This is a genomic window from Empedobacter sp. ULE_I140, assembly GCF_053482575.1.
Map to the genome: position 1 here is coordinate 3022721 of NZ_JBQMTX010000001.1, position 24596 is coordinate 3047316.

Sequence of the window (24596 nt, forward strand, 5' to 3'; positions counted from 1 at the left end):
ACCTTATAACTTATGATAAACATTGTAGTAGCAAAAGCAAGCAACAACGTAATTGGTGCAAAAAATGATTTGATTTGGCATTTACCAAATGATCTGAAACATTTCAAAAGTATAACTTCTGGGCATCCTATTATTATGGGACGAAAAACGTTCGAATCATTGGGTAGACCTTTACCAAATCGTACCAATATTGTTGTGACAAGAGATCAGAATTGGAATACAGAAGGTATCGAAATTGCGTCTTCTTTACCAAAAGCAATAGAAGTTGCGAAAAAAATTGACGATGATATTTACATTATCGGTGGTGGAAATATTTACAAACAAGCGATGGAATTTACTGATATTTTGTACATCACAGAAGTTCATCACGAATTTGATGGAGACACTTATTTCCCAGAAATAGACTTGGACGAATGGGAAGAAGTAGAACGAGAAGATTTCAAAAAAGATGAAAAACATCCATATGCTTACTCGTTTGTGACGTATAAAAGAATAGATTAGAAACTTTCGTGCATAAAAAAAGCAAGAATTTTGATTCTTGCTTTTATATTTTTTACACCTTAATGTTTTACATCTTGTACTTCGTCTGGATTGTGTTTGTATTTGAACACAATTGCGAACAATACCGTAACAACTAATGCGTAGCCTGCGAAAATAAACCAAGAATGTCTCCATCCTTCTAGCTGCAATGTCAAATCAGTTTGACTATACACTAAATGATTCACGATGTATTGTGCAATTAACATTCCGATTGTTGCTCCAAAACCATTGGTCATCATCATAAAAACTCCTTGTGCAGAAGAACGAATTTCTTCGTTTGTTTCTTTGTCTACATACAACGAACCTGATACATTGAAAAAATCGAAAGCGATTCCGTAAACAATCATTGATAAGATAAACATCCAAACGCCAGATCCTGGATCTCCTAATCCAAATAATCCGAAACGTAAGACCCAACCTACCATTGCCATCAACATCACGATTTTGATTCCGAATCGTTTTAGCACGAAAGGAATTAATAAAATACACAATGTTTCAGAAACTTGAGACAACGAAATTAAAGCATTTGCATTACTTGCTCCCCACGTATTGGCATAATCTGGAATATCCTTAAACGTTGTGATAAATGGATTTGCATATCCATTTGTAATTTGCAAAGAAACGCCTAAAAGCATTGAAAAGATAAAGAAAATTGCCATTTTTCTATCTTTAAATAATGCAAAAGCTTTTAAACCAAATGCATCAGAAATAGATTGTTTTTCAGAACTTTTGTTAACTGGGCAATTAGGTAATAAGAAACTGTATAAAAACAATATAACTCCTAAAAATCCAGATACAAAGAACTGATAATAATTGGATTGAAAACTTACGAATGTTGGATCACTTGAAAAGTTAAATCCAAAAACACCATCTTTAAATCCAGAGAAATTAACAAATAACATCGCTACAATAAAACCAACTGTTCCAAACGTTCTGATTGGAGGAAAGGATTTGATTGTGTCTAAATTATTTTGTTTTAAAATTGTGTAGGCTGTTGAGTTAGAAAGGGCGATTGTTGGCATAAAGAACGCCACACTAACCGAATAAAGTGCGAAGATTGTTGTAAAATCTACATCGTTTCCAGCTGTCATTCCGTAATAACCTGCTGCAAACATAAAAATCGCAGCTAATAAATGATTCAATCCCAACAAACGTTGTACAGGAATCCATCTATCCGCTACAATACCCATTATTGCGGGCATAAAAATCGACACAATACCTTGCATCGCGTAAAAAAGACCAATTTTTGGACCTAAGCCAACTGATCCTAAGTAATTTCCCATAGAGGTTAGGTATGCTCCCCATACCGCAAACTCAAGGAAACTCATGATTGTAAGTCTAAGCTTTACAGACATAATTATTTGAAATAGTTATTAGTTTCCCATGTTATCGATTTGATCACGAAGGCGAGCTGCCAATTCATAATCTTCATTCTTCACAGCTTTTTCCATCTCAGTTTCAAGTTCAGATTTTGTCCAACCTTCATATTCGTTGATATCAGACAAATCATTTTCCAAACCAGCCAAGATATCCAAATCATCTTCGAAGTTATTTGCTGCGCGACGTATATTTTCTTCTTCTTCAATAACGTCCAAATGAATTCCAGCTTTTTCTACAACATTATCATAGGCATAGATAGGTGCATTGAAACGAACAGCCAATGCAATTGCATCAGAAGTTCTCGAATCAATCTCGGCACGTTGTCCATCATCATTCACAAAAACAATATTCGAATAAAAAACACCATCTTCTAATTTATAAATATAAATAGAATCAACATTCAATTGAAATTCTTTTCCTAATGAAATAAACAAATCGTGTGTTAATGGACGAGGTGGATTAATATCTTTCTCTAAAGCTAATGCGATTGATTGTGCCTCAAAGCTCCCAATAATAATTGGCAACTTTCTTCCTCCTACATTTTCCTCTAGAATCAACGCATATGCGCCAGTCTGAGTTTGACTGTAAGATATTCCTTTAATATTTAATCTAATTAAATTGTCCATTTGGGCGTAAATCTATGAAAAACTGATGAATATTTAATCTTTTTTTAATGAATAAAAAAAATCCGAACCACCTAAATGATTCGGATTGAATTTATAATCTTAAAATGATTAAGCTTGACCTTTATATTTTTTTAACTCTTCAGTTAATTTAGGAACAATCTCAAAAGCATCTCCTACGATTCCGTAATCAGCCGCTTTAAAGAAAGGCGCTTCTGGATCATTGTTGATGACAACAATTGTTTTAGATCCATTAACTCCAGCTAAGTGCTGAATAGCTCCTGAAATACCAACTGCGATATATAAATTTGGCGCAATTGCTTTTCCTGTTTGTCCTACGTGCTCAGCATGCGGTCTCCAACCAATATCAGCAACTGGTTTAGATGATGCTGTAGCAGCTCCTAAAACTTTTGCTAAATCTTCGATCATTCCCCAGTTTTCAGGACCTTTCATTCCACGACCTGCAGAAACAACAATATCCGCTTCTTTCAAATCGATTTTATCAGAAGAAGCCATTTCTGTTGAAACAACTTTTACTTTTGCATCTGCATCAGAAACTGATACTGAAGCTGATTCTTCTGAACCTGAAACTGCATTTTCTTTTGCTCCGAATGCGTTTTGTAGAACTGTAACTACAACTTTTCCTGAAACTGCAACAGTTTCTACTCCTTTTCCAGAGAATGCTTTACGTGCAACTGTGAATGGAGAAACTGCTGTTGGAGATTTTTCTACATTTGTTACTAAAGATGCTCCTGTTTTGTATGCTAAAACTGGTGCTATAGTCGCTCCTTCGTTTGTTGATGGTAAAACCACAACATCTCCTTGAGCAACTTCAGCCAAAGCTTTTGCGTAAGAATTTGCATCAAATTTTGCTAAAGCTGCATTATCAACTTTAACTACTTTAGATGCTCCATATTTATATAATTCGTCAGCAGTAGCATTTCCAAAAACGATTGCTGTAACAGTATCTCCAGCAACATCAGCTGTAGCTTTTGCGTAAGAAACTGCTTCTAATCCTGCTTTTTTATATTTTCCGTCGTGTGACTCTGCGTATACAAAAATTGCCATTTTTTAATTTCTTTTTAGGTGAATAATTAGATTACTTTAGCTTCTTCGTGTAATAATCTTACCAATTCTGCTACATTGTCTTTGTCGATTAATGTTACATTACCTCTTTCAGCAGGTTTTACATAACCAACAACTTCAACTTTAGTTTCTGTCGCTTCTGGTGCAACAACTGCGATTTGTTTTGTACGCGCTTGCATAATTCCACGCATGTTAGGAATTCTTAATGCAGCTTCATCAACCAATCCTTTTTGTCCTGCGATAACAGCTGGTAAGGCAACCTCTACGGTTTCTTTTCCTCCATCAATTTCGCGAACAGCTTTTGCAGAAGAACCTTCTACATCAAGACCGATACATCCGTTTACAAAACCATAATCTAACATTGCTGCAACTAATCCTGGTACAGAACCTCCATTATAATCAATTGACTCTTTTCCTGTCAATACTAAATCGAAACCACCATCTTTAGCAGCTTTTGCGATTTGTGTAGCAACAAAGAAATCATCGCGAGCATCAGCATCAATACGAATTCCATCATTCGCACCAATTGCTAAAGCTTTACGCATAACTGGATCTACAGTTGCATCTCCAACAGTTAAAATGGTAACAGTAGCACCTTGTTTTTCTTGTAACTCTACTGCTTTGTTTAAACTAAATTCGTCGTGCGGGTTAATAACGAACTGAACGCCATTTTTGTCAAATGATTTTCCGTCAGCTGTGAAGTTGATTTTTGCTGTAGTATCTGGTACACTACTAATACAAACTAATATCTTCATAATTTTGTGTTTACTTTTTCTTTTATGTAAAAATAACTAATTTATTTTATTATGCAAGCATAACATTGTTAATTCTTTACTAAGTCGTTACTTTTCGCTTTCAGTTGTTTTTTATAAACTGAATTTGAAACCAATACACTTAGTTCATACAATAACCAAAGAGGAATTGTAACTAAAATCATACTGTACACATCGTTTGGTGTAATCGCAGCTGCAATCACTAATACAACGATAAATGCGTGTTTACGGTATTCTTTCAAGAATTTTGGAGTTAAGATTCCAATACTCGTTAAGAAGTAAACGAAAACTGGCATCAAAAACATAACTCCCATCGATAATAATAATTGAACAAATAAATCGATATAACTTGGCAACGTCCATGTATTTCCTACACCAAAAGGATCGTAAGTGAATAAAAATTGTGTACACAATGGTAGCAACATATAGTAACTAAATAAGACTCCTGTTACAAAGAAAAACGAAACAGCGAAAATGGTAAATCCTGCATATTTTCGTTCAGCTTCTTTTAGTGCTGGTTTTACAAATCGCCAAATTTCAAAAATAATATAAGGAATTGCGATAATTACACCACACACAATTACTGCAAAAAATTGTGAAGTGATCTGTCCTGATGGATTAAGATTGGTCAATTCTTTCGAAATATCAAATGATTCGGTATAAATTTTTCCGAAACCTGTTAATTCACCAAATTGATTAAAAATATCAAACGTTGGAAAAGTTGATTTTAATGGAGCCATAATCACATGTTCCACCAATTCGTCCCAATAAATAGCGACTGCAATAGATGTAATCACAATTGATAAAATAGAACGAACCAAATGTCCTCTCAACTCACCAATATGAGCCAAAAATGACATACTCGATTTTGTATTATCTGCCATACGCTTATTCGATTCCTTCGTTTAAAATTGAGTGAATATCCAAAATTCCATAATAATGATTTTCTTCATCAACCACCACCAATTGTCCAATACTGTTGTGACGAAGAATCGCTAAAGCTTCTCTTGCTTTTTCAGCTTTTTTGATTGTTTTCGGATTCATTGAAGCAATATCTTTCGCAGTTAAATGTGCAAAAGTTTCATTATTTAATAACATTCGGCGCAAATCTCCATCTGTTATCACACCAACAATTTTATCATTATCAATCACAACTGTAATTCCATGACGACCTGATGTTAATGAATTAATGACTTCTGTAATCGAAGAATCTGGATGCACAGAAGGTTTTCTTTCTGGATCAACAATATTTTCTACTGTCCACAATAATCGTTTTCCTAAAGCTCCACCTGGATGATATTTTGCAAAATCGTTTTGTGTAAACGCTCTCAATTTCATCAAAGCTACCGCCAATGCATCACCCATTACCAATTGAGCCGTTGTAGAAGTTGTTGGTGCCAAATTTACGGGACAAGCTTCTTTATCAATATTAACATCCAAAACAATGTCTGAATTTTTTGCTAATTCTGATTTCAAATTTGATGTTAAACCAATCAAAACTGATGCATATTGTTTAAGAATCGGAGCCAAATATGTAATCTCTGGCGTATTTCCACTTTTCGAAATACAAATCACCACATCTTCTGGTCGTACAAGACCCAAATCGCCATGAATAGCTTCCGTCGCATGTAAAAATTGACTTGGAGTTCCAGTAGAATTTAAGGTTGCTACAATTTTATTTGCAATGTGTGCACTCTTTCCTACTCCAACAACTACCAACTTTCCTTTCGTGTTATATATCGCATTTACCGCATCAACAAAAGACTCGCTAATACGAGAAGCTATTGCTTCCAGCGCTTGAATTTCTTCTCGAAATACCCCTTGCGCTATTTGTATTAATTCTGAATTTTCCACAATAAAATTTCTATTGTCTATTTTTAAAATTTTTCGTACTTTTACTCTCCTTTTTTATTTACACTCAATTATATATAAATCATATAAAATTTATGTGTATATTTAAGAGTTATCAAATATAGGAACTATTTAATTTATAATATTAATTTTAGTCTTTTGTGTAGATGGAAGCCACTTCGAAAAACTTAACATCTTACCTAAAAAAATATTTTGGTTTCGACCAATTTAAAGGACAGCAGCACGAAATCATTACAAGCTTACTAAATAAAGAAGATGTATTTGTTTTGATGCCAACTGGCGGAGGTAAGTCTTTATGTTATCAATTACCGGCATTAATGTCAGATGGAGTCGCGATTATTGTGTCCCCTTTAATCGCGCTGATGAAGAATCAAGTAGACGCTATACGTGGAATTTCTGAAAATGATGGAATTGCCCACGTATTAAACTCATCTTTAAACAAGTCAGAAACGAAAACAGTTATGACAGATATTAAAGATGGAGTAACTAAAATGTTGTACGTTGCACCCGAATCTTTGACAAAAGAAGAATACATCGATTTCTTTAAATCGGTAAAAATTTCTTTTTTTGCTATTGATGAAGCGCACTGTATTTCTGAATGGGGACACGATTTTCGACCAGAATATCGTAATCTAAAAGCGATTATCAACAAAATTGGTGATGCGCCAATTATTGCTTTAACTGCAACAGCAACACCAAAAGTACAAGAAGATATTCAGAAAACTTTGGGAATGCAAAGCGCTAAAGTTTTTAAAGATTCTTTTAATCGTACGAATTTATTTTACGAAATCCGCCCAAAGGTTGATCAAGACAAACAAATCATCAAATTTATCAAACAAAACGATGGTAAATCTGGTGTCATTTATTGCTTGAGTCGTAAAAAAGTTGAAGAAATTACGCAACTTTTACAAGTAAACGGAATCAATGCCATTCCTTACCATGCAGGTTTAGACGCCAAAACACGTAGCAAACATCAAGATATGTTTTTGATGGAAGATGCAAGTGTCGTTGTCGCTACAATTGCTTTCGGAATGGGAATTGACAAGCCAGATGTACGTTTTGTGATGCATTACGATATGCCAAAATCGTTAGAAAGTTATTACCAAGAAACTGGTCGTGCAGGTCGCGATGGTGGTGAAGGTGTTTGTATTGCTTTCTATGATTATAAAGATATCGAAAAGTTAGAAAAATTCTTAGCAAGTAAACCTGTTGCAGAACGCGAAGTTGGAATGCAATTACTTTCTGAGGTTGTAGCATATGCCGAAACTTCGATGTCGCGTCGTAAATTTTTGTTACATTATTTTGGAGAAGAATTCGACGACAAAAACGGCGAAGGGGCAAATATGGACGACAATATGCGCAATCCTAAAAAAATGATTGAAGCAAAAGATGATGCAGTAATTGCATTAGATGTTGTTCAGAAAACAAATCAAAAATTAAAATTAAATGATGTTGTAAATGTTATAGTTGGTAAAGAAACTTCTATTACAAAATCATATAATTTGAGCTCTGAAGATTTCTTCGGAATTGGAAAAGCAAAAGAAGATTATTATTGGAAATCTATTTTACGCCAATTAATTGTACGTAATTTATTAGAGAAAGAAATCGAATCATATGGTATTTTAAAAATTACCAAATCTGGAAAAGATTTCATTAGTAAGCCAACTTCTTTTGAAATTGCCGAAGATATTGATTTCAAAAAATTGTTATCAGAAGGTAGCTTTGATAAAGAAGAAACGTCTTCTACTCCTATTGCTTTTGATGATGTTTTATTGAAACAATTGAAAGATTTACGTAAAAAAATCTCAAAAAAACATCAGATTCCACCTTTTGCTGTTTTCCAAGATTCAAGTTTAGATGATATGACAATGCAATACCCAACAACAGTTAAGGAGTTAACAAATGTGTTTGGAGTTGGAGAAGGAAAAGCTCAAAAATTTGGGAAAGAATTTGTAGATTTTATTGCGCAATATGTAAAAGACAATGATATCATTCGTCCTGAAGATATGGTGATTAAACAAGTTGCGGACAAATCGAGCCACAAAGTTTATATCATTCAATCAACAGATAGAAAGTTAAATCTTGAAGATGTTGCGGAAGCAAAAAATATGACGATGAGCGATTTGCTTTCAGAAATGGAAAGTATCGTTTATCAAGGAACAAAATTAAATATCAATTATTACATTGACGAAGTTTTGGACGAAGACCAACAAGAGGAAATTTATGAATTCTTGATGGATGCAGATACCGACTCAATGTCATCATTGTTAGATGAATTTGGTGACGATTATGATGAAGAAGAATTACGTTTAATGCGTATCAAATTCATCAGTGAAGTCGCAAATTAAACCATACAAAAAATAAACTTTCAGCCCAAGGAATGCTTATCTTTGGGCTTAATTATTACAAGAAAAATGAACAATAAAGCAATATTAATGATTTTGGACGGATGGGGAATTGGACCAAACCCTGCTGTTTCTGCAATCGCGCAAGCAAATACACCTTTTATAGATAGTTGTTTCGAGAAATTTCCGCATTCTACGTTGGATACATTTGGTTTAGCCGTTGGTTTACCAGAAGGTCAAATGGGGAATTCGGAAGTTGGACATATGAATTTGGGTGCTGGACGAGTGGTTTTCCAAAACTTAGTTCGAATCAATATGGCAGTTGAAAACGGAACATTACAAAACGAACCAATCTTAAAAGATGCTTTTCAATATGCTTTAGAGAATAACAAAAAAGTACATTTCATCGGTTTAGTTTCTGATGGTGGTGTACACTCACATATCAATCATTTGAAAGGTTTGTTGGATGCAGCAAATCAATCAGGTTTACAAAAAAATGTTTTTGTACATGCTTTCACAGATGGTCGTGATACAGATCCAAAATCTGGCGAAGGATTTATCACAGAATTGATAAACCACATGACAAAATCAACAGGAGAAATCGCTTCGATTACTGGTCGTTATTATGCAATGGATCGTGATAAACGTTGGGAACGTGTGAAATTAGCATACGATGCAATGGTAAATGCAGTTGGTGAAACAACAACAAATCCATTAGAAGCAATTCGTGCATCTTATAATGAAGGCGTAACAGATGAATTCATCAAACCGATTATTGTAACGGATGAAAATGGTCGACCAAAAGCTAAAATCGAAAATGGTGATGTAGTGATTTGTTTCAATTTTAGAACTGATCGTGGACGTGAAATCACAGAAGTTTTAACGCAACATGATTTTCCAGAATTTGGAATGCATAAATTAAATCTAAAATATATCACTCTTACAGAATATGATGCTACATATACTGGAGTTGCGGTAATTTTTGATGAGAAAAATATTGTAAATACGTTAGGAGAAGTTATTGCGAATGCTGGTCGTAAGCAAATTCGTATTGCTGAAACTGAAAAATATCCACACGTAACATTTTTCTTCAATGGTGGTCGCGAAGAACCTTTCGTTGGTGAATCTCGTATTTTATGTGCTTCGCCAAGAGATGTTGCTACTTACGATTTGAAACCAGAAATGGCAGCATATGATATTACAAATGCAATTGTACCAGAAATCGAAAAAGAATCAGCGGATTTCATTTGTCTTAACTTCGCTAATACAGATATGGTTGGACATACAGGTGTTATGTCTGCGGCAATAAAAGCTGCTGAAGTAGTAGATTCTTGTGCGGAAAAAATTATAAATGCAGCTTTAGAACATGGTTACAATGTGGTGATTTTGGCTGATCACGGAAATTCAGATTTTATGATGAACGAAGATGGATCACCGAATACGCAACATACAACGAATCCTGTTCCATTTATTTTGGCTCAGAAAAATATCGAATGGAATGTTGAACATGGCAAACTTGGAGATATTGCGCCAACTATCTTAACTTTGATGGGAATTGAAATTCCAACTGAAATGACTGGAAACATTATAGTTCAAAAAAAATAACCTAAATAACTTTAAATACTTACAAACATGATTAATAAAATTATTGCTGTTGACTTTGATGGAACTGTGGTAGATGATAAATATCCAGAAATTGGAAAAGCTAAAATCTTCGCTTTCGAAACATTGAAACAATTACAAAACGACGGATATCGCCTTACTTTATGGACTTATCGTAGTGGTAAATACTTAGATGAGGCTGTAGAATTCTGTAAAAAAAATGGTATAGAGTTTTATGCCATCAACAATAGTTTTGATGGAGAAGACTTTGATAAAAATACACAAAGTCGAAAAATAAATGCCGATATCTTTATCGACGACAGAAATTTAGGAGGTTTCCCAGGTTGGAGTGACGTTTATCAAATCATCACAAAAAAGATTGAATTAAGTGTTCACGCAAACGGACAAAAAGCTCCTGAGAAGAAAAAGAAAAGAGGATTTTTCGGATTATGATACATTTAAAAAGTAAAGAAGAATTAGAACTAATGTACCTAAGCGCTCAATTGGTTTCAAAAACCTTGGGTATGTTAGCCAAAGAAGTAGTGCCTGGTGTTACAACAAATCATTTAGATAAATTAGGAGGCGAATTTATTCGCGACAATGGTGGATATCCTGCATTTTTAGGAATGTACGATTTCCCTAAAAACCTTTGTATTTCTCCAAATCAACAAGTTGTTCATGGAATTCCAAACGATGAACCACTTAACGAAGGAGATATTGTTTCGGTAGATTGTGGTGTTTATATGAATGATTTTTACGGAGATCACGCTTATACATTTGCGGTTGGAGAAATTGATGCTGAAACAGAAAAATTACTTCGTGTTACAAAAGAATCTATGTTCAAAGGTATTGGACAAATGAAAAAAGGTAATCGCGTAGGTGATATTGGTTTTGCCATTCAACAACATTGTGAAAAAGAAGGTTACGGTGTCGTGCGTGAATTGGTAGGTCATGGATTAGGTCGCAAAATGCACGAAGAACCTCAGGTTCCTAATTATGGACGTCGCGGATCAGGTAAAAAAATTGAAGAAGGTTTAGTTTTAGCAATCGAACCAATGGTAAATATGGGAACTGAAAAAGTTTTCTTTCACCCAGATGGTTGGACAGTTACTACACGCGATGACAAATATTCGGCTCACTTTGAGCACGATGTCTGTGTAGTAGATGGCGAACCAAAATTATTGTCAACTTATCAGTTTATTTACGATGCTTTAGGTATCAAATCTGACGAAGAAAAACCATTTTTATTCAAACCTTAAGAAAACTTTTGTGAAAAAGCTTTTAAAAAAAATCATGAATATTCTACCTCGTCCTTTACTGATTCAAGGTAGTTATATTATTCGTCCAGTTTTGGTTTGGTTCATGAAAGGAAATCGTTTCGTAGACCCAATAGATGGACAAGGTTATTACAGTTTGTTGCCTTATGGTTACGAAAAACAACGCGATAACGTGCTTTCTCCAGGAACTTTTTCGTTAGAAAGACATCGTTTGATGTGGTTATACCTCAAAAATGAAACTTCTTTTTTTACAGAAAAAGCAAAAGTTTTGCACATCGCACCTGAACAATCTTTTATCAAGCGTTTTCGCTCAATGAAAAACCTTGAGTACATTACAAGTGATATCGAGTCGCCTTTAGCCGATGTAAAAGCTGATATTTGCGATTTACCTTTTGGAGATGATACATTCGATATTGTTTTTTGTAATCACGTATTAGAACATATTCCTGATGATCACAAAGCCATGAGTGAATTATTTCGTGTGATGAAACCTGGTGGTTGGGGAATTTTTCAAGTTCCTATTTCGTATCAACGTGATGTGACTTATGAAGATCCAACGGTAACATCGAAAGAAGAACGAAAAGAAAAATTTGGACAATATGACCACGTTCGTGTCTATGGTTTAGATTATTACAAACGTTTAGAAGATGTAGGGTTTATCGTAGAAAAAGTTGATTATACCAAACAAATTCCGTCAGAAGATGTTCAAAAATACTGTTTAGAAAAAGGAGAAATTTTACCAGTTGTTCGCAAACCAATGGTATAATTCAAAAAAAATAGTCAAAACAAAAGCGTTACCTTTTATGGGTAACGCTTTTATTTTGGAAACTATTTTTCTACACCCTCATTTGATGATTTTCTTATCGAGTTTAAATCATCTTGCATTTCTTGAAAGGTTAAGATTTTACCTTTTGTTGGTAAAGTGATATCAAGTTTTTTAGTCAAAATTTCCAATTGATTAATTTTAAAAATCGTTTTGAAATATGGTGTAATAATTTCAGTTTGAAGAATCAAACCTGGCAAATTCGCAAAATTATACGGACCATCTTTGTACTTTATTTCTGGCGAATACCAAGCTATAAATGTATTTCCTTCCTTATCTTCTCCAATCGCTTTCACGACATTATAACCATTAATCACCGCTTTTTCTTTCGATAATTGCCAATTAAAATCAGGTATATTTTCTTTAACCAAATACGTTTTGACGTTAATATCAAATTGTTTATAATATTCATTTTTTGAAAAATCTTTATACAAAGGATTTTGTTCCGATTTCAAAATCTCTTGCACAACCATATCCGATTCATCTTGTGCATTATTTATTTTCGTATCAGCTTTGAAAATAGATAACACATTGTTACTTTCTAAAATAAAATCTACAAAAATACCTCGGTCAATTGCAGACTTGAAAGCGGTTTGTAAATTTTTGGGAAACATATCTTTGGATTGTTCGTAATCAAAAATAAATTCGGCTTTATACGTCGCTCTAATACTTTCTTTTTCTGACTGAGCAAAAAGATTAACTCCTAAAAACAATGTAATTCCTACAATTATATTTTTCATTTTATTGTGATTTTTTTATTATTTAAAACTTCTACGGATATCCATTTTTTCATTCACCGATTTGTTGAATTCTGAAAAAGGTTGCGTGTTATAATCATTTACGATTATACTAAAATTCATATCTAAATCTGTTTTTTCATCATCTTTTTCATAAGTAGTGTTCCAAATTGCAGACGTTTCTTTCAACAACCAATTCCCGTTATGAGGACGATATTTATAAACAACTTTTGCTTCTCTTAAAAATTCATTTTCTGAATATTTAGTTTCCGGAATAGTCGTTTCCCAATAAAACTCAACAACAGCAAATGTATCTTTATCAATTGTCAGAAATACATCTCTTGATTTTGTTTTTATTGTAACTTCATAAACAAAACTATCTCCATATTTTGTTAATGATAAATTAGATTCTTCATATTTCTTTTCCTTTAATAAGTATACAAATTGCTTAATATATTTTTCTTTCAAATAAATACTCTCCAAATAATAAATCAAACGAATATTTGAATTTGGTTCTCGTCCACTTTTTATTTCGTTGTTTACAATTCCTTTTGATTTAATTTTCAAATCTCCTCGTTTAAATTTAAACTGTAAATCTGCATCAATAAAATCCCGTTCATTATTATTAAATAACAAATCTTGTTGAAAATTAACTAAGAAATAATATTGTTCAATATTAAAGTTCTTATCGTAATTTTCGATTACTTTTTGTAAAATATCTTCAGCTTTCAGATTTGTAACAAAAGCTTCTTTTAACTCAACTTCGGAAACTTTTTCGAGTTTGATGATCATTTCTGGTTTCAATTCTGAAACCTTAATTATCGCATCTTGATAATCTTTTTTCGAAACGATTAATTCATCATTTTGCGTAACATTACTTAAATCAACAACAGCTTTTCCTTCTTGATCCGAAACAAAATTCTTTGTCGAATTCTTGAAATAAATATCCGCATCATCAAGTGGTAAATTATCAGAAAGGTCTAATATTTTTAGATTAACAATTTGAGCATTTAAACAAATCGTAAACAATGTAAATAAGTAAAATAGTTTTTTCATATAATTTAAAATCAATAATGAATTAAAGATATATTTTAATCTCGTTAAGAATTTGTTAATCAGAATATTTTATAGATATTTTAACAAAAAAAAGCGCTACTAAAAAGTAACTCTTTATAATTATTGTAAATAATATTTTTCTCATGAGCAGTACAATAAAAGCGATATAAAGAAAAAAGGAGTGTTGTCAGAAAACTAATGTTATGGAAAAGAATACTTTAATTCAAAATTACTCTTACAAGATAAAAAAATTGTTAAATTTGTTCTACCAAAAAGGAAGGAGAAAGAGGCAACGTGAGGACATGGTAACGAAACAAATAAGCTTGGTTAAAATTTAACCAAGCTTATTTTGTTATTAAAATTTCACTTATTTTTTTGATTTAAAACCCAAACCTTCAAATTCTTGAGTAACTGTTGATTCCTTTTTGCATTCTGAAGAACAATGAGAACAACTGCAATTACCTCCCCATATAGAAGCATCACAACCTTGTGAACAATTTGTAGATGTGCATTTACAAGTTAATCCTTCGCTCATTAAAAGAGTATTATCAGGATTTGCTGTAAAAACATGTGCAATACTTACACCTTTATCTGTTTTACCTCTTAAAACATACATTCTTTTTGATTTTTGTTCTTCTGATTTTTCATCATTAGATAATTCTCTTAAAGAAATATTCTTAAGTTGATCTTCTTCCTTTAAATTAACATCTTTTTTTATTTTACTTATAATTTCTTCACCACTTAAAATATTTTCAACATTAAATTTTGATGAAGAAAAATTATTTTCCATTGGTTTTAATGTATCAATATTTTTTGCTGTTATATATTCAGCAGTCTCACATGATAATAACATAATAAACGTAAAAATAAAACATAATACTTTTTTCATAATAATTTAATTTATAACTAGTTATAAATATAATAAAAAAATAATTGTTTTGTTAGAAATGCTAAAAAACCTTTCATCCTCTATTTAAAAGAAAAATAATGGTGTGTGTTTTTTGTGTCCTTTCAAAAAAATCCTTTTACATAGGTTTGATATTGTGTCAGCAGTAAAAAAATCAATCTGTTGACTTTTTTATATATAAAATAAAATGAAAATGGATTTTGAAAATTTAATCTCTATGATAATTGATTCGGAATATACTCCGAAAATCATTCAAATGATAATAACAACTGGATGGAATTTATTTGATAAGTATTTAATGAAAAAATTAGAAAACCAACCAAAAAAACAATTACAACCAATCCAACGAAAAATAATAACAAAAAAACGCCACTCAATGAGTGGCGTTTATAAAATATTGTAACAGTTAAAATTTTAGTGCGCTTCTAACCAATTTGCTCCTACTCCGACTTCTGCAATTAACGGAACATCCATTTGCATTGCAGCTTCCATAGTCGATTTGATTAATTCAGAAACTTTTTCAACCTCATCTTTTGGTGCATCAAAAATTAACTCATCATGCACTTGTAAAATCATTTTGGTTTTATAATTTTTCTTCAATTCTTTCTGAATTTGAATCATGGCCATTTTCACGATATCCGCCGCAGTACCCTGTATTGGCGCATTTACAGCATTTCGCTCAGCATGCGAACGCACTACTGCATTTCTCGAATTGATATCTTTCAAATAACGGCGACGTCCCATTAACGTTTCTACAAAACCTTGGTCACGAGCAACCTCAACTTGTTTTTCGATATACGCTTTCAACGTTGGGTAAGTTTCATAATACGCATCAATCAATGCTTTGGCTTCTTTACGCGAAATATTTGCTTGATCTGCTAAACCAAAAGCCGAAACACCATAAATAATTCCGAAGTTTACCGTTTTCGCTTGACTACGTTGTTCACGCGTCACCTCATCTAAAGCTACATTGAAAACTTTTGCGGCAGTAGAAGCGTGAATATCTTCTCCATGTTTGAAAGCTTCTACCATTGCAGGATCTTGTGACATTTGTGCAATCAAACGCAATTCAATTTGCGAATAATCGGCAGAAATAATCACATGATTTTCATCTCGCGCAACAAAGGCTTTACGAATTTGCTGACCTTCTTCTGAACGAATCGGAATGTTTTGTAAATTCGGATTTACAGAAGACAAACGTCCCGTTGCAGCAACCGTTTGCGCGTATGTTGTATGCACGCGACCCGTTTTTGGATTCACCAATTCTGGCAACGCATCAATATAAGTCGATTTTAATTTTTGTAATTGACGGTACTCTAAAATATCATTGATAATTGGATGCTTATCTTTCAGTTTTGATAAAATTTCTTCTCCTGTTGCATACTGACCAGTTTTAGTTTTCTTCGCTTTTGGATCTAATTGTAATTTATCAAACAAGATTTCTCCCAATTGTTTTGGCGAATTAAGATTAAACTCTTCTCCAGCATCTTGGTGAATTTTTGTTTCTAATTCTCTTAATTTCGCTTCGTGTTTTACCGAAAGTTCTTTCAAGAACGGAACATCCAAATTAACACCTTCCAATTCCATATCAGCCAAAACTTGCATCAATGGCATTTCAAGATCAGTGAATAATTTGTGTGTATTTGATTTGATTAATTCTGGTTCGAAAAGATTTTTCAACTGATTTGTAATATCAGAATCTTCTACTCCATATTCGGTTTGCTCCATCAACGGAACATCACGGAAATTCTTTTGATTCTTTCCTTTTTTTCCAATCAAACTTTCGATTGAAACTGGTTGATAACTCAAATATGTTTCTGACAACACTTCCATATTGTGACGCATATCTGGATTAATCAAATAATGCGCAATCATCGTATCAAAATTTTGACCTAAAACAACAATGTCATATTTGTTTAAAACTTTAATATCATATTTTAGATTTTGACCAATTTTCGAAATTGATTCATCTTCAAAAAATGGTTTAAATTCGTTGATAATTGCTTTTGTTTCTTCAAAATCTGTTGAAAAAGGAAGATAATAACCTTTTCCTTTTTCCCAAGAAAATGAAATTCCAACCAATTCTGCTTCTAACGCATCCAAAGACGTTGTTTCTGTATCGAAAGTCACTTCTTTTTGTTTCAGAATATTTTTCAACAATAATTCTCTTCCTTTTTTCGTATCGATTAATTGATACAAATGATTGGTTGTTGAAATATCTGTAAAAGCTGAATTTTGTGGAACGATTTCTTCATCAGACGTAAAATCGAACAATGATTGTTGAGCCATTTGCACTTGATTCGAAGAAATCTGACTTGCCGCAGAAATTTCTTCTTGCGCTTCTTTGATAATTCCCGAAACATCCAAACCATAAATTCTGTAAACCGTTTCTAACATACGACGGAATTCTAACTCCGTGAAAAGTTCAGTAACTTTTTCTATATCTGGCGGGCAAACCGTTAAATCTTCTTCATCAAATTCTACAGGAACATCTGTAATAATCGTTGCTAATTTCTTCGAAAGAATTCCAAGCTCTTTATTCTCTTCAATCTTTTCTTTAGCTTTCCCTTTCAGCTTATCTGTATTCGCTAAAAGGTTTTCCAATGATCCAAATTCTTTCAAATATTTACTTGCCGTTTTTGCTCCAACACCTGGTAAACCTGGAATATTATCCACAGCATCACCCATCATTCCAAGGTAATCGATAACTTGAATTGGATCGTCGATTTCAAATTTTTCTTTTACTTCTTCAATTCCCCAAATCTCAACACCTTTTCCATTTGCAGCAGGACGATACATTTTAATTTTTTCCGTTACCAATTGCGCAAAATCCTTATCTGGCGTTACCATATAAGTTGTATAACCAGCCTTCTCTGCTTTCTGTGCTAATGTTCCGATCACATCATCTGCTTCGTAACCTTCGGCAAAAAGTACTGGAATTTTTAACGCGCGTAAAATATCTTGAATATACGGAACGCCTTGACGAATGGCTTCTGGCGTTTCATCACGATTTGCTTTATATTCAGGATAATCTACTGTACGAACTGTTGCTTGACCAACATCAAAAACAACCGCCAAATGCGTTGGTTGTTCACGTCGAATGACATCGAACAAGGAATTCGTAAATCCCATAATTGCCGATGTATTGAAACCTTTTGAGTTGATTCGTGGATTTTTGATAAATGCATAATATCCTCTAAAAATTAAGGCATAAGCATCTAACAAAAAAAGTCTTTTATCTAATTGATTCATTTAATAAGTTTTAAGTATTACGCCAAACGTTTTACGTTAAACGATAATAACAAAATTGTGACGTAGAACTTGTAACGTACCACGTAAAACTAAAATTTAATATTCTGGTGCTAATTCAACAACCAATCCATCCATTTCATCCGAAAGATGTAACTGACAACCTAAACGTGAATTATCTTTCACATTAAATGCCTCTGCTAACATCGCATCTTCATCAGGCGTCATTTCTGGTAATTGAATTTCTGGAGTCAACACATAACATTGACAAGAGGCACACATCGCCATTCCACCACAAATACCAATGGTTCCTTCTGGTGCTAATTCGTATGCGCGCACAAGCTCCATGATATTCATATTCATATCAGTAGGCGCGTCAACTTCGTGCGAAACACCTTCTCTATCTATAATTGTAATTTTAATATCTGCCATAATACTTTTTCAAGTTAAACAAAAATACGGATTGTTTACTTTCAAAAAAAGAATATACCTCATTGGTTCATATTTAATACTAATTTTAAATAAGAACTGTTACGAATTACGAATTTTGTCAACTAATTAGTAAAATTAAAAAAATGAATTCACACGAAATAGATTATAAAATTTACGGCGAAGAAATGCAATTTGTCGAAATTGAATTAGATCCACAAGAAACTGTTGTAGCAGAAGCAGGTAGTTTTATGATGATGGATGATGGCGTAAAAATGGAAACAATTTTTGGGGACGGATCACAACAAACAGGTGGACTTTTCGGAAAATTATTAAATGCCGGAAAACGCATGTTGACTGGTGAAGGTTTGTTTATGACTTCGTACACAAATTACGGACAAGGAAAAAAGAAAGCGTCTTTTGCTGCGCCATATCCAGGAAAAATTGTTCCGATTGATTTACCAGAAGTGAACGGAAAATTTATTTGTCAGAAAGATGCTTTTCTTTGCGCTGCAAAAGGTGTTTCAGTTGGAATTGAATTTAATCGAAAATTAGGAACTGGACTTTTTGGAGGTGAAGGCTTCATTATGCAAAAATTAGAAGGTGACGGAATGGCTTTCATTCATGCTGGCGGAACATTACATCGTCGTGTTTTACAAGCTGGCGAAGTTCTGAAAGTTGATACAGGTTGCATCGTTGGTTTCGAACAATCTGTTCATTACGATATCGAATTTATAGGCGGAATTAAAAATACATTTTTCGGAGGAGAAGGTGTTTTCTTTGCTACATTAAGAGGTCCTGGTGTTGTATATATACAATCTTTACCTTTTAGCCGATTGGCTGATCGTATTATTGCACATGCACCTTCTGCAGGCGGTTCTTCACAAGGTGAAGGTTCTATTTTAGGAGGTTTAGGAAGATTAATTGATGGTGATTAAAATTTAATTTTATAAAGAAGGGTTTCAAATTGAAACTCTTTTTTTTGAGCTGTACGTAAAACCGTAATTTATTTCAATTGATTTTTCTTATTTATAATAAAAATTTTATCATTTGAAAAAACTTCTATTAACCGTTATTTTTTGTTCAGGATTTACGTTTGGACAAAATATTTTATCTTTTAGTAATGATCAATATAGTGGGATTAACGGTAGTGTTTTTTCTCCGACAACTTCATATTTTAACCCGAATAAATGGGATATTAATATTATTTCTGAGGATATTTTATTCAGAAATGATTACGCTTACGTATCCGATCAAAACGTATTAGGTTTAATAAAAGGTGAAACAAAATCAGCAAATATAAAAGCTGGAATAAGAGGAGAAACGCATTCTAATATTTTAGATTTCGCAACTAGAAATACGATTTCTTATCATTTGGAAAATGATTTTCTGGGACCTTCCGTTTCTTTTAAAAAGAAAATTAATAATCAAACTTATCGTCTTGGAATTTTCACCCGACTTCGTACACAAGGTTCTATTAAAGATTTAGATAATTATTTTCGTTTTAGTAATCAGAATGAAATAGAACCAAAAAATTATGAGTTTGAACCTACAAAGACAAATGCAATGAATTGGGCTGAATTAGGCTTAAATGTTTCGACAAATTTGTATACAACTAATACTTCTGAAGTTATTATTGGGGCAAATATTAAATATCTTTTGGGTTTAGATGGCGCGTATATCAAAAGTAAAAACGCGATAAAATTAGAAGCTGAACCAACTATAACAAGTACAATCGACAATCCTGATGCAAATATTTATGCGTCAAATTATGATATAAAAGCAGGATATTCTACCAATTATGATTTTGATCGAGATAAATATGTTTTACGAAATAGAGGAAATGGAGTTGGAATAGATTTAGGAATTTCTTTTGTGAACAGAAGAGCGAATGATGAATTATATGATTTCAAATTTTCGGCAAATTTATTAGATGTTGGATTAGTAAAATTCAGAGGCGATAACCATCATTTCTACAATCCCTCGCAAAGAGTTCAAATTCGTAATAATCCAAAATTAGATGGAGTTGAATTTGAAAGTGTTGATCAATATTTAGGACTTTTGAGCAAAGAAGTTTATGGTGATGAAACAAAATCTAAAACGGGAAATAATTTTTCGATCGGTTTACCAACGAGTTTACATCTTAATCTGAGTAAAAAAATTATTGAAAATCATTACTTAAATTTCAATTTGATGCAACGAATTCCAGTTTTTGAAAATAGTTTGAAACGTATCAATGTGCTACAAACTTCTTATACTATCCAAAAAAATGGATTTGGAATTGGACCTTCCCTTTCTATCTATGATTTTGAAAATATAACATTTGGTGGGTATGTAAGAATTGGCCCTCTAATTTTGGGCAGTGATAATGCAATTCCAATCGTTTTTAAACAGAAAAAATTAACTTCTGCGAACTTTTATTTTGGATTAAAATTTTATCCTTTTTGGGACAATGAAGCCAAAAGACGAAGTAGAGAACCTTGTGAATGTGAATAAAAAAAACCTTTTACGCAAAACGTAAAAGATTTAAAAAATATTTCTATTTATTTTGTTAAAATTAGTCAATAGCTTTGACAACCGCTTTTTCGGCTTCTTTTCTTGTCCCGTCGAAACCATCAACACCAGAAACTGTTGTGTATTTCAAGACAAATTTTTTCCCAGGATTCATTCTATTGTAAACAGACTGACACATTAGCGTTGCTTCATGGAAACCACATAAAATCAACTTCAATTTTCCTGGATAAGTATTTACATCACCAATCGCGTAAATTCCTTCGATATTTGTTTGATAATCTAACGCATTATTTACCTTGATTGCATTTTTCTCAATCTCCAATCCCCAATTTGCAATAGGACCTAGTTTTGGAGAAAGACCAAACAATGGAATAAAATAATCTGTTTCAAGTTCAAAAGTTTCACCTTCTTTTTCAATTACCAAACTTTCCACTTTTCCTTCACCTTTGATTCCAGTAATTTCAGCTGGAGTAACCAAATTAATTTTTCCTGCTTTTTTCAATTCAATTACTTTATCAACAGAATCTAAGGCTCCACGGAATTCATTTCTTCTGTGTACCAACGTAACTTCGGCAGCAACATCAGCCAAGAAAATAGACCAATCCAAAGCAGAATCACCACCACCAGCAATTACGATTTTTTTATCACGGAACAATTCAGGATTTTTTACAAAATACTCCACTCCATTTTCTTCGTATGCTTCGATGTTTTCGATAATTGGTTTACGAGGTTCAAAAGATCCAAGACCACCTGCAATCGCAACTGCTTTTCCTTGCACTTGCGTTCCTTTATTAGTTGTTACAATAAAAGTTCCGTCTTCTTGCTTATCGATTGTTGCAGCTTGTTCGTTCAATGTAAAACCTGGCTCAAATTGTTTGATTTGCTCCATCAAATTATCAATCAATTCACCTGCACCAACAGAAGGATAACCAGGAATATCAAAAATTGGTTTTTTTGGATACAATTCTGTCAATTGTCCTCCAGGTTGAGGAAGTGCATCAATAATATGACATCTCATTTTTAATAAACCTGCTTCGAAAACGGCAAAAAGACCAGTTGGTCCAGCTCCGATTATAACTATATCTGTTTGAATCATTTTTTTGAATTTTATTTAGAACGTTACTAAATTGAATGCAAATTTAATGAATTTGAAAGGATTAATCGATGATTATCATCAGAAGTCTAATAATATTTATTGATAATAAAAAAGACAAATTCAATAATGAATTTGTCTTTTGAAGTTGTAGCGAAGAGCAGAATCGAACTGCCGACCTCAGGGTTATGAATCCTGCGCTCTAACCATCTGAGCTACCTCGCCTTGTTTTTAGTGGTGCAAATATAAGAGGTTATTTTCGATTAAAACAAATCTTTTTTGAAATATTTTCAATAAAAAGTCGCTTAAATAGGCTAATCAATTGAATTTCATTAAAATTAAAATCACATTTTTTTTAAGAAAATATCATCCACAAAAAAATCCTCAAGTAAAACTTGAGGATTTTGATATTTTATCTATTTTTCTACTTACGCTAAAGCATTTTTGATACGTGTCATTGCTTCTTTCAACTCTTCTACAGACGCCGCATACGAGATACGAATACAATTTTTAGACCCGAAAGCCGAACCAGAAACAACTGCAACTTGTGCATGCTCTAATAAATATAAAGCTAAATCATCTGCATTGTTAATTGTAACGCCATTGTATGTATTTCCGAAAGTTGCCGTAACATCTGGAAATAAATAGAAAGCTCCTTTTGGTTCGTTTACTTTGAACGTTGGAATTTCTCTTGCCCAACCTAACATCAATTCACGACGTTCTGCAAACGCATCAACCATGTATTGAACAGAACTTGGATCTGCTTCTAAAGCCGTAATTGCAGCACGTTGAGCGATAGACGTTGCTCCCGAAGTCACTTGTCCTTGTAACGTTTCGCATGCTTTTGCTAACCAAGCTGGCGCTCCAATGAAACCAATTCTCCAACCTGTCATTGCGAAAGCTTTTGCTAAACCATTTACAGTTACTGTTTGATTATAAACTTCTGGGAAAGATGCAATCGAAACATTTTTTTCTCCGTAAACAATGTGCTCATAAATTTCGTCCGAAATAATAATCACATCTGGATATTTTGCTAAAACCTCAGCCAAACCTTTCAATTCTTCTCTTGTGTAAACTGATCCTGACGGATTACAAGGAGATGAATAAATAATAGCACGAGTTTTATCTGTAATTGCAGCTTCTAACTGTGCTGGTGTAATTTTGAAATCAGCTTCTAAAGTTCCTTCCACAAAAACTGGCGTTCCTCCTGATAATTCTACGATATCTGAATAAGAAACCCAATAAGGTGTTGGAATAATTACTTCAGTTCCTTCGTCTACAATTGCTTGTAAAACATTATAAATAGATTGTTTTGCTCCAGTAGAAACAACAACTTGATTTGCTGTATATTCAATATTGTTATCACGTTTAAACTTCTTACAAATTGTTTCCTTCAAATCTGCATACCCTGCAATTGGAGGATATCCTGAATAATTTTCGTCGATAGCTTTTTTAGCTGCCTCCTTGATAAAATCTGGTGTATTGAAATCTGGTTCTCCAATACTTAAACTAATCACATCGATTCCTTGTGATTTTAATTCTCTTGCTTTCGCAGACATTGCAATAGTTGCAGATGGTTTCAAATTCTGTAAACGCTTTGAAAGTTGCATAATATTTGTGTGTTATTTGTAATGTAACAATTTATTATTGCGAAGATACTTTTTTCTCCGTAGAATTTTGTTACTTTTAATCATTAAAAATCTAAGAATAAAATAAAAAATTATGGCTGAAATTACATTCAAAGGAAATCCTATTCATACAGGCGGAGATTTACCTATAATTGGTGAAAAAGCGCCGATTTTTGCTTTAACAGCAGGAGATTTAAGCGACAAAACATTGGCTGATTATGCTGGAAAAAATGTTGTTTTAAATATTTTTCCAAGTGTTGACACTGGTGTTTGTGCGCAATCTGTACGAACTTTTAACAAAGAAGTTTCTTCTGCTGCAAATACAGTTGTGTTATGTATTTCGAAAGATTTACCTTTCGCTTTATCTCGTTTTTGTGCTGCCGAAGGTTTGGATAATGTAGTCACTTTATCTGATTTCAAAAATGAAGAATTCGCAAATGCTTATGGTGTTAAAATGGTTGATGGACCATTAAATGGATTATTATCTCGCGCAGTTGTAGTAATTAATCCAAATGGAGAAGTTGCTTATGCAGAACAAGTTCCTGAAATTGGACAAGAACCAGATTACACACATGCTTTAGCTGCAATTAAGTAATCAAAATAAAAAAAAGCGTTACCCGAAAAGTAACGCTTTTTGTTTTGACTATTTTGTGTAAGATAAA

At 33.0% G+C, this 24596-nt stretch carries 23 protein-coding genes and 1 tRNA gene; 10 read left to right on the forward strand and 14 right to left on the reverse strand.

The window, feature by feature from the left end; translation table 11 throughout:
• Window positions 1–12 precede the first annotated feature (12 nt).
• The gene (locus ACTS9J_RS14600; protein ID WP_115001867.1) at window positions 13–501 is read left to right on the forward strand and encodes a dihydrofolate reductase; all 489 of its coding nucleotides are present in this window, start codon (window positions 13–15) and stop codon (window positions 499–501) included.
• 59 nt (window positions 502–560) lie between these two features.
• Here the strand turns inward: ACTS9J_RS14600 and ACTS9J_RS14605 are convergent, their stop codons facing one another.
• The 6 genes from ACTS9J_RS14605 to ACTS9J_RS14630 form a co-directional block, all read right to left on the reverse strand.
• Window positions 561–1895, reverse strand: a complete 1335-nt coding sequence (locus ACTS9J_RS14605; protein ID WP_180905208.1) for an MFS transporter — start codon at window positions 1893–1895, stop codon at window positions 561–563.
• An 18-nt stretch (window positions 1896–1913) separates the two neighbouring features.
• A complete protein-coding gene (locus ACTS9J_RS14610) occupies window positions 1914–2546 on the reverse strand; it encodes a bifunctional nuclease family protein (RefSeq protein WP_038332620.1) in 633 nt (210 codons plus the stop codon).
• A gap of 108 nt (window positions 2547–2654) precedes the next feature.
• Window positions 2655–3611 carry an electron transfer flavoprotein subunit alpha/FixB family protein gene (locus ACTS9J_RS14615; protein WP_115001872.1) on the reverse strand — a complete coding sequence of 319 codons (957 nt, stop codon included), beginning with the start codon at window positions 3609–3611 and terminating at the stop codon, window positions 2655–2657.
• 26 nt (window positions 3612–3637) lie between these two features.
• The gene (locus ACTS9J_RS14620; RefSeq protein ID WP_448353409.1) at window positions 3638–4384 is read right to left on the reverse strand and encodes an electron transfer flavoprotein subunit beta/FixA family protein; all 747 of its coding nucleotides are present in this window, start codon (window positions 4382–4384) and stop codon (window positions 3638–3640) included.
• A gap of 68 nt (window positions 4385–4452) precedes the next feature.
• Window positions 4453–5286, reverse strand: coding sequence for a twin-arginine translocase subunit TatC (gene tatC / locus ACTS9J_RS14625; protein WP_115001876.1), 834 nt, complete (start codon window positions 5284–5286; stop codon window positions 4453–4455).
• Between the two features lie 4 nt (window positions 5287–5290).
• Window positions 5291–6256 carry a KpsF/GutQ family sugar-phosphate isomerase gene (locus tag ACTS9J_RS14630; protein ID WP_125349795.1) on the reverse strand — a complete coding sequence of 322 codons (966 nt, stop codon included), beginning with the start codon at window positions 6254–6256 and terminating at the stop codon, window positions 5291–5293.
• A gap of 164 nt (window positions 6257–6420) precedes the next feature.
• On the opposite strand from ACTS9J_RS14630, the gene recQ reads away from it, so the two are divergent.
• From recQ to ACTS9J_RS14655, 5 genes are all read left to right on the forward strand, one after another.
• Entirely contained in the window at window positions 6421–8622 is a 2202-nt protein-coding gene (recQ, locus tag ACTS9J_RS14635; RefSeq protein ID WP_448353410.1) for a DNA helicase RecQ, read from the forward strand.
• Window positions 8623–8688: 66 nt separating this feature from the next.
• Window positions 8689–10224 carry a 2,3-bisphosphoglycerate-independent phosphoglycerate mutase gene (gene gpmI / locus ACTS9J_RS14640; RefSeq protein ID WP_221854507.1) on the forward strand — a complete coding sequence of 512 codons (1536 nt, stop codon included), beginning with the start codon at window positions 8689–8691 and terminating at the stop codon, window positions 10222–10224.
• Window positions 10225–10251: 27 nt separating this feature from the next.
• A complete protein-coding gene (locus ACTS9J_RS14645; protein WP_115001885.1) occupies window positions 10252–10674 on the forward strand; it encodes a BT0820 family HAD-type phosphatase in 423 nt (140 codons plus the stop codon).
• Window positions 10671–11480: a type I methionyl aminopeptidase gene (gene map / locus ACTS9J_RS14650; RefSeq protein ID WP_448353411.1), complete on the forward strand. Its 810-nt coding sequence runs from the start codon at window positions 10671–10673 to the stop codon at window positions 11478–11480. Before ACTS9J_RS14645 ends, map begins: the two co-directional genes overlap by 4 nt.
• 34 nt (window positions 11481–11514) lie before the next feature.
• A complete protein-coding gene (locus ACTS9J_RS14655; protein WP_221411924.1) occupies window positions 11515–12264 on the forward strand; it encodes a class I SAM-dependent methyltransferase in 750 nt (249 codons plus the stop codon).
• A gap of 62 nt (window positions 12265–12326) precedes the next feature.
• Here ACTS9J_RS14655 and ACTS9J_RS14660 read toward each other — a convergent pair whose 3' ends face one another.
• The 3 genes from ACTS9J_RS14660 to ACTS9J_RS14670 all read right to left on the reverse strand — a co-directional run bounded on the left by ACTS9J_RS14660 (window position 12327) and on the right by ACTS9J_RS14670 (window position 15003).
• A complete protein-coding gene (locus ACTS9J_RS14660; RefSeq protein WP_286484275.1) occupies window positions 12327–13061 on the reverse strand; it encodes a GLPGLI family protein in 735 nt (244 codons plus the stop codon).
• A gap of 18 nt (window positions 13062–13079) precedes the next feature.
• Complete coding sequence (locus ACTS9J_RS14665; protein WP_448353412.1) at window positions 13080–14114, reverse strand: hypothetical protein; 1035 nt, start codon at window positions 14112–14114, stop codon at window positions 13080–13082.
• Between the two features lie 367 nt (window positions 14115–14481).
• On the reverse strand, window positions 14482–15003 hold the full coding sequence (locus ACTS9J_RS14670; RefSeq protein ID WP_291091723.1) for a hypothetical protein: 522 nt from the start codon (window positions 15001–15003) through the stop codon (window positions 14482–14484).
• Between the two features lie 211 nt (window positions 15004–15214).
• Between ACTS9J_RS14670 and ACTS9J_RS14675 the strand changes: the two genes are divergently transcribed.
• Window positions 15215–15424, forward strand: coding sequence for a hypothetical protein (locus tag ACTS9J_RS14675; RefSeq protein ID WP_291091721.1), 210 nt, complete (start codon window positions 15215–15217; stop codon window positions 15422–15424).
• Window positions 15425–15435: 11 nt separating this feature from the next.
• Here ACTS9J_RS14675 and polA read toward each other — a convergent pair whose 3' ends face one another.
• Together polA and ACTS9J_RS14685 are read right to left on the reverse strand one after the other, a co-directional pair.
• Window positions 15436–18273 carry a DNA polymerase I gene (gene polA / locus ACTS9J_RS14680; RefSeq protein WP_448353413.1) on the reverse strand — a complete coding sequence of 946 codons (2838 nt, stop codon included), beginning with the start codon at window positions 18271–18273 and terminating at the stop codon, window positions 15436–15438.
• Window positions 18274–18369: 96 nt separating this feature from the next.
• Window positions 18370–18702 (reverse strand): 2Fe-2S iron-sulfur cluster-binding protein, encoded by a 333-nt coding sequence (locus tag ACTS9J_RS14685; protein ID WP_180905218.1) that lies wholly within the window; start codon window positions 18700–18702, stop codon window positions 18370–18372.
• A 143-nt stretch (window positions 18703–18845) separates the two neighbouring features.
• On the opposite strand from ACTS9J_RS14685, the gene ACTS9J_RS14690 reads away from it, so the two are divergent.
• Both ACTS9J_RS14690 and ACTS9J_RS14695 read left to right on the forward strand, forming a co-directional pair.
• Window positions 18846–19637, forward strand: coding sequence for a TIGR00266 family protein (locus ACTS9J_RS14690; protein ID WP_115001895.1), 792 nt, complete (start codon window positions 18846–18848; stop codon window positions 19635–19637).
• Window positions 19638–19749: 112 nt separating this feature from the next.
• Window positions 19750–21195, forward strand: a complete 1446-nt coding sequence (locus tag ACTS9J_RS14695; protein WP_280049431.1) for a DUF5723 family protein — start codon at window positions 19750–19752, stop codon at window positions 21193–21195.
• Window positions 21196–21256: 61 nt separating this feature from the next.
• On the opposite strand, the gene ACTS9J_RS14700 is transcribed toward ACTS9J_RS14695, so the two are convergent.
• The 3 genes from ACTS9J_RS14700 to ACTS9J_RS14710 all read right to left on the reverse strand — a co-directional run bounded on the left by ACTS9J_RS14700 (window position 21257) and on the right by ACTS9J_RS14710 (window position 23916).
• Window positions 21257–22309 carry an NAD(P)/FAD-dependent oxidoreductase gene (locus ACTS9J_RS14700; protein ID WP_115001902.1) on the reverse strand — a complete coding sequence of 351 codons (1053 nt, stop codon included), beginning with the start codon at window positions 22307–22309 and terminating at the stop codon, window positions 21257–21259.
• Between the two features lie 148 nt (window positions 22310–22457).
• Window positions 22458–22531 (reverse strand) — tRNA-Met (locus ACTS9J_RS14705).
• 203 nt (window positions 22532–22734) lie between these two features.
• On the reverse strand, window positions 22735–23916 hold the full coding sequence (locus ACTS9J_RS14710; RefSeq protein WP_219034881.1) for a pyridoxal phosphate-dependent aminotransferase: 1182 nt from the start codon (window positions 23914–23916) through the stop codon (window positions 22735–22737).
• 112 nt (window positions 23917–24028) lie between these two features.
• Here ACTS9J_RS14710 and tpx point away from each other — a divergent pair, with 112 nt between their 5' ends.
• Window positions 24029–24529 carry a thiol peroxidase gene (tpx, locus tag ACTS9J_RS14715; protein ID WP_114997736.1) on the forward strand — a complete coding sequence of 167 codons (501 nt, stop codon included), beginning with the start codon at window positions 24029–24031 and terminating at the stop codon, window positions 24527–24529.
• Window positions 24530–24596: the final 67 nt, after the last annotated feature.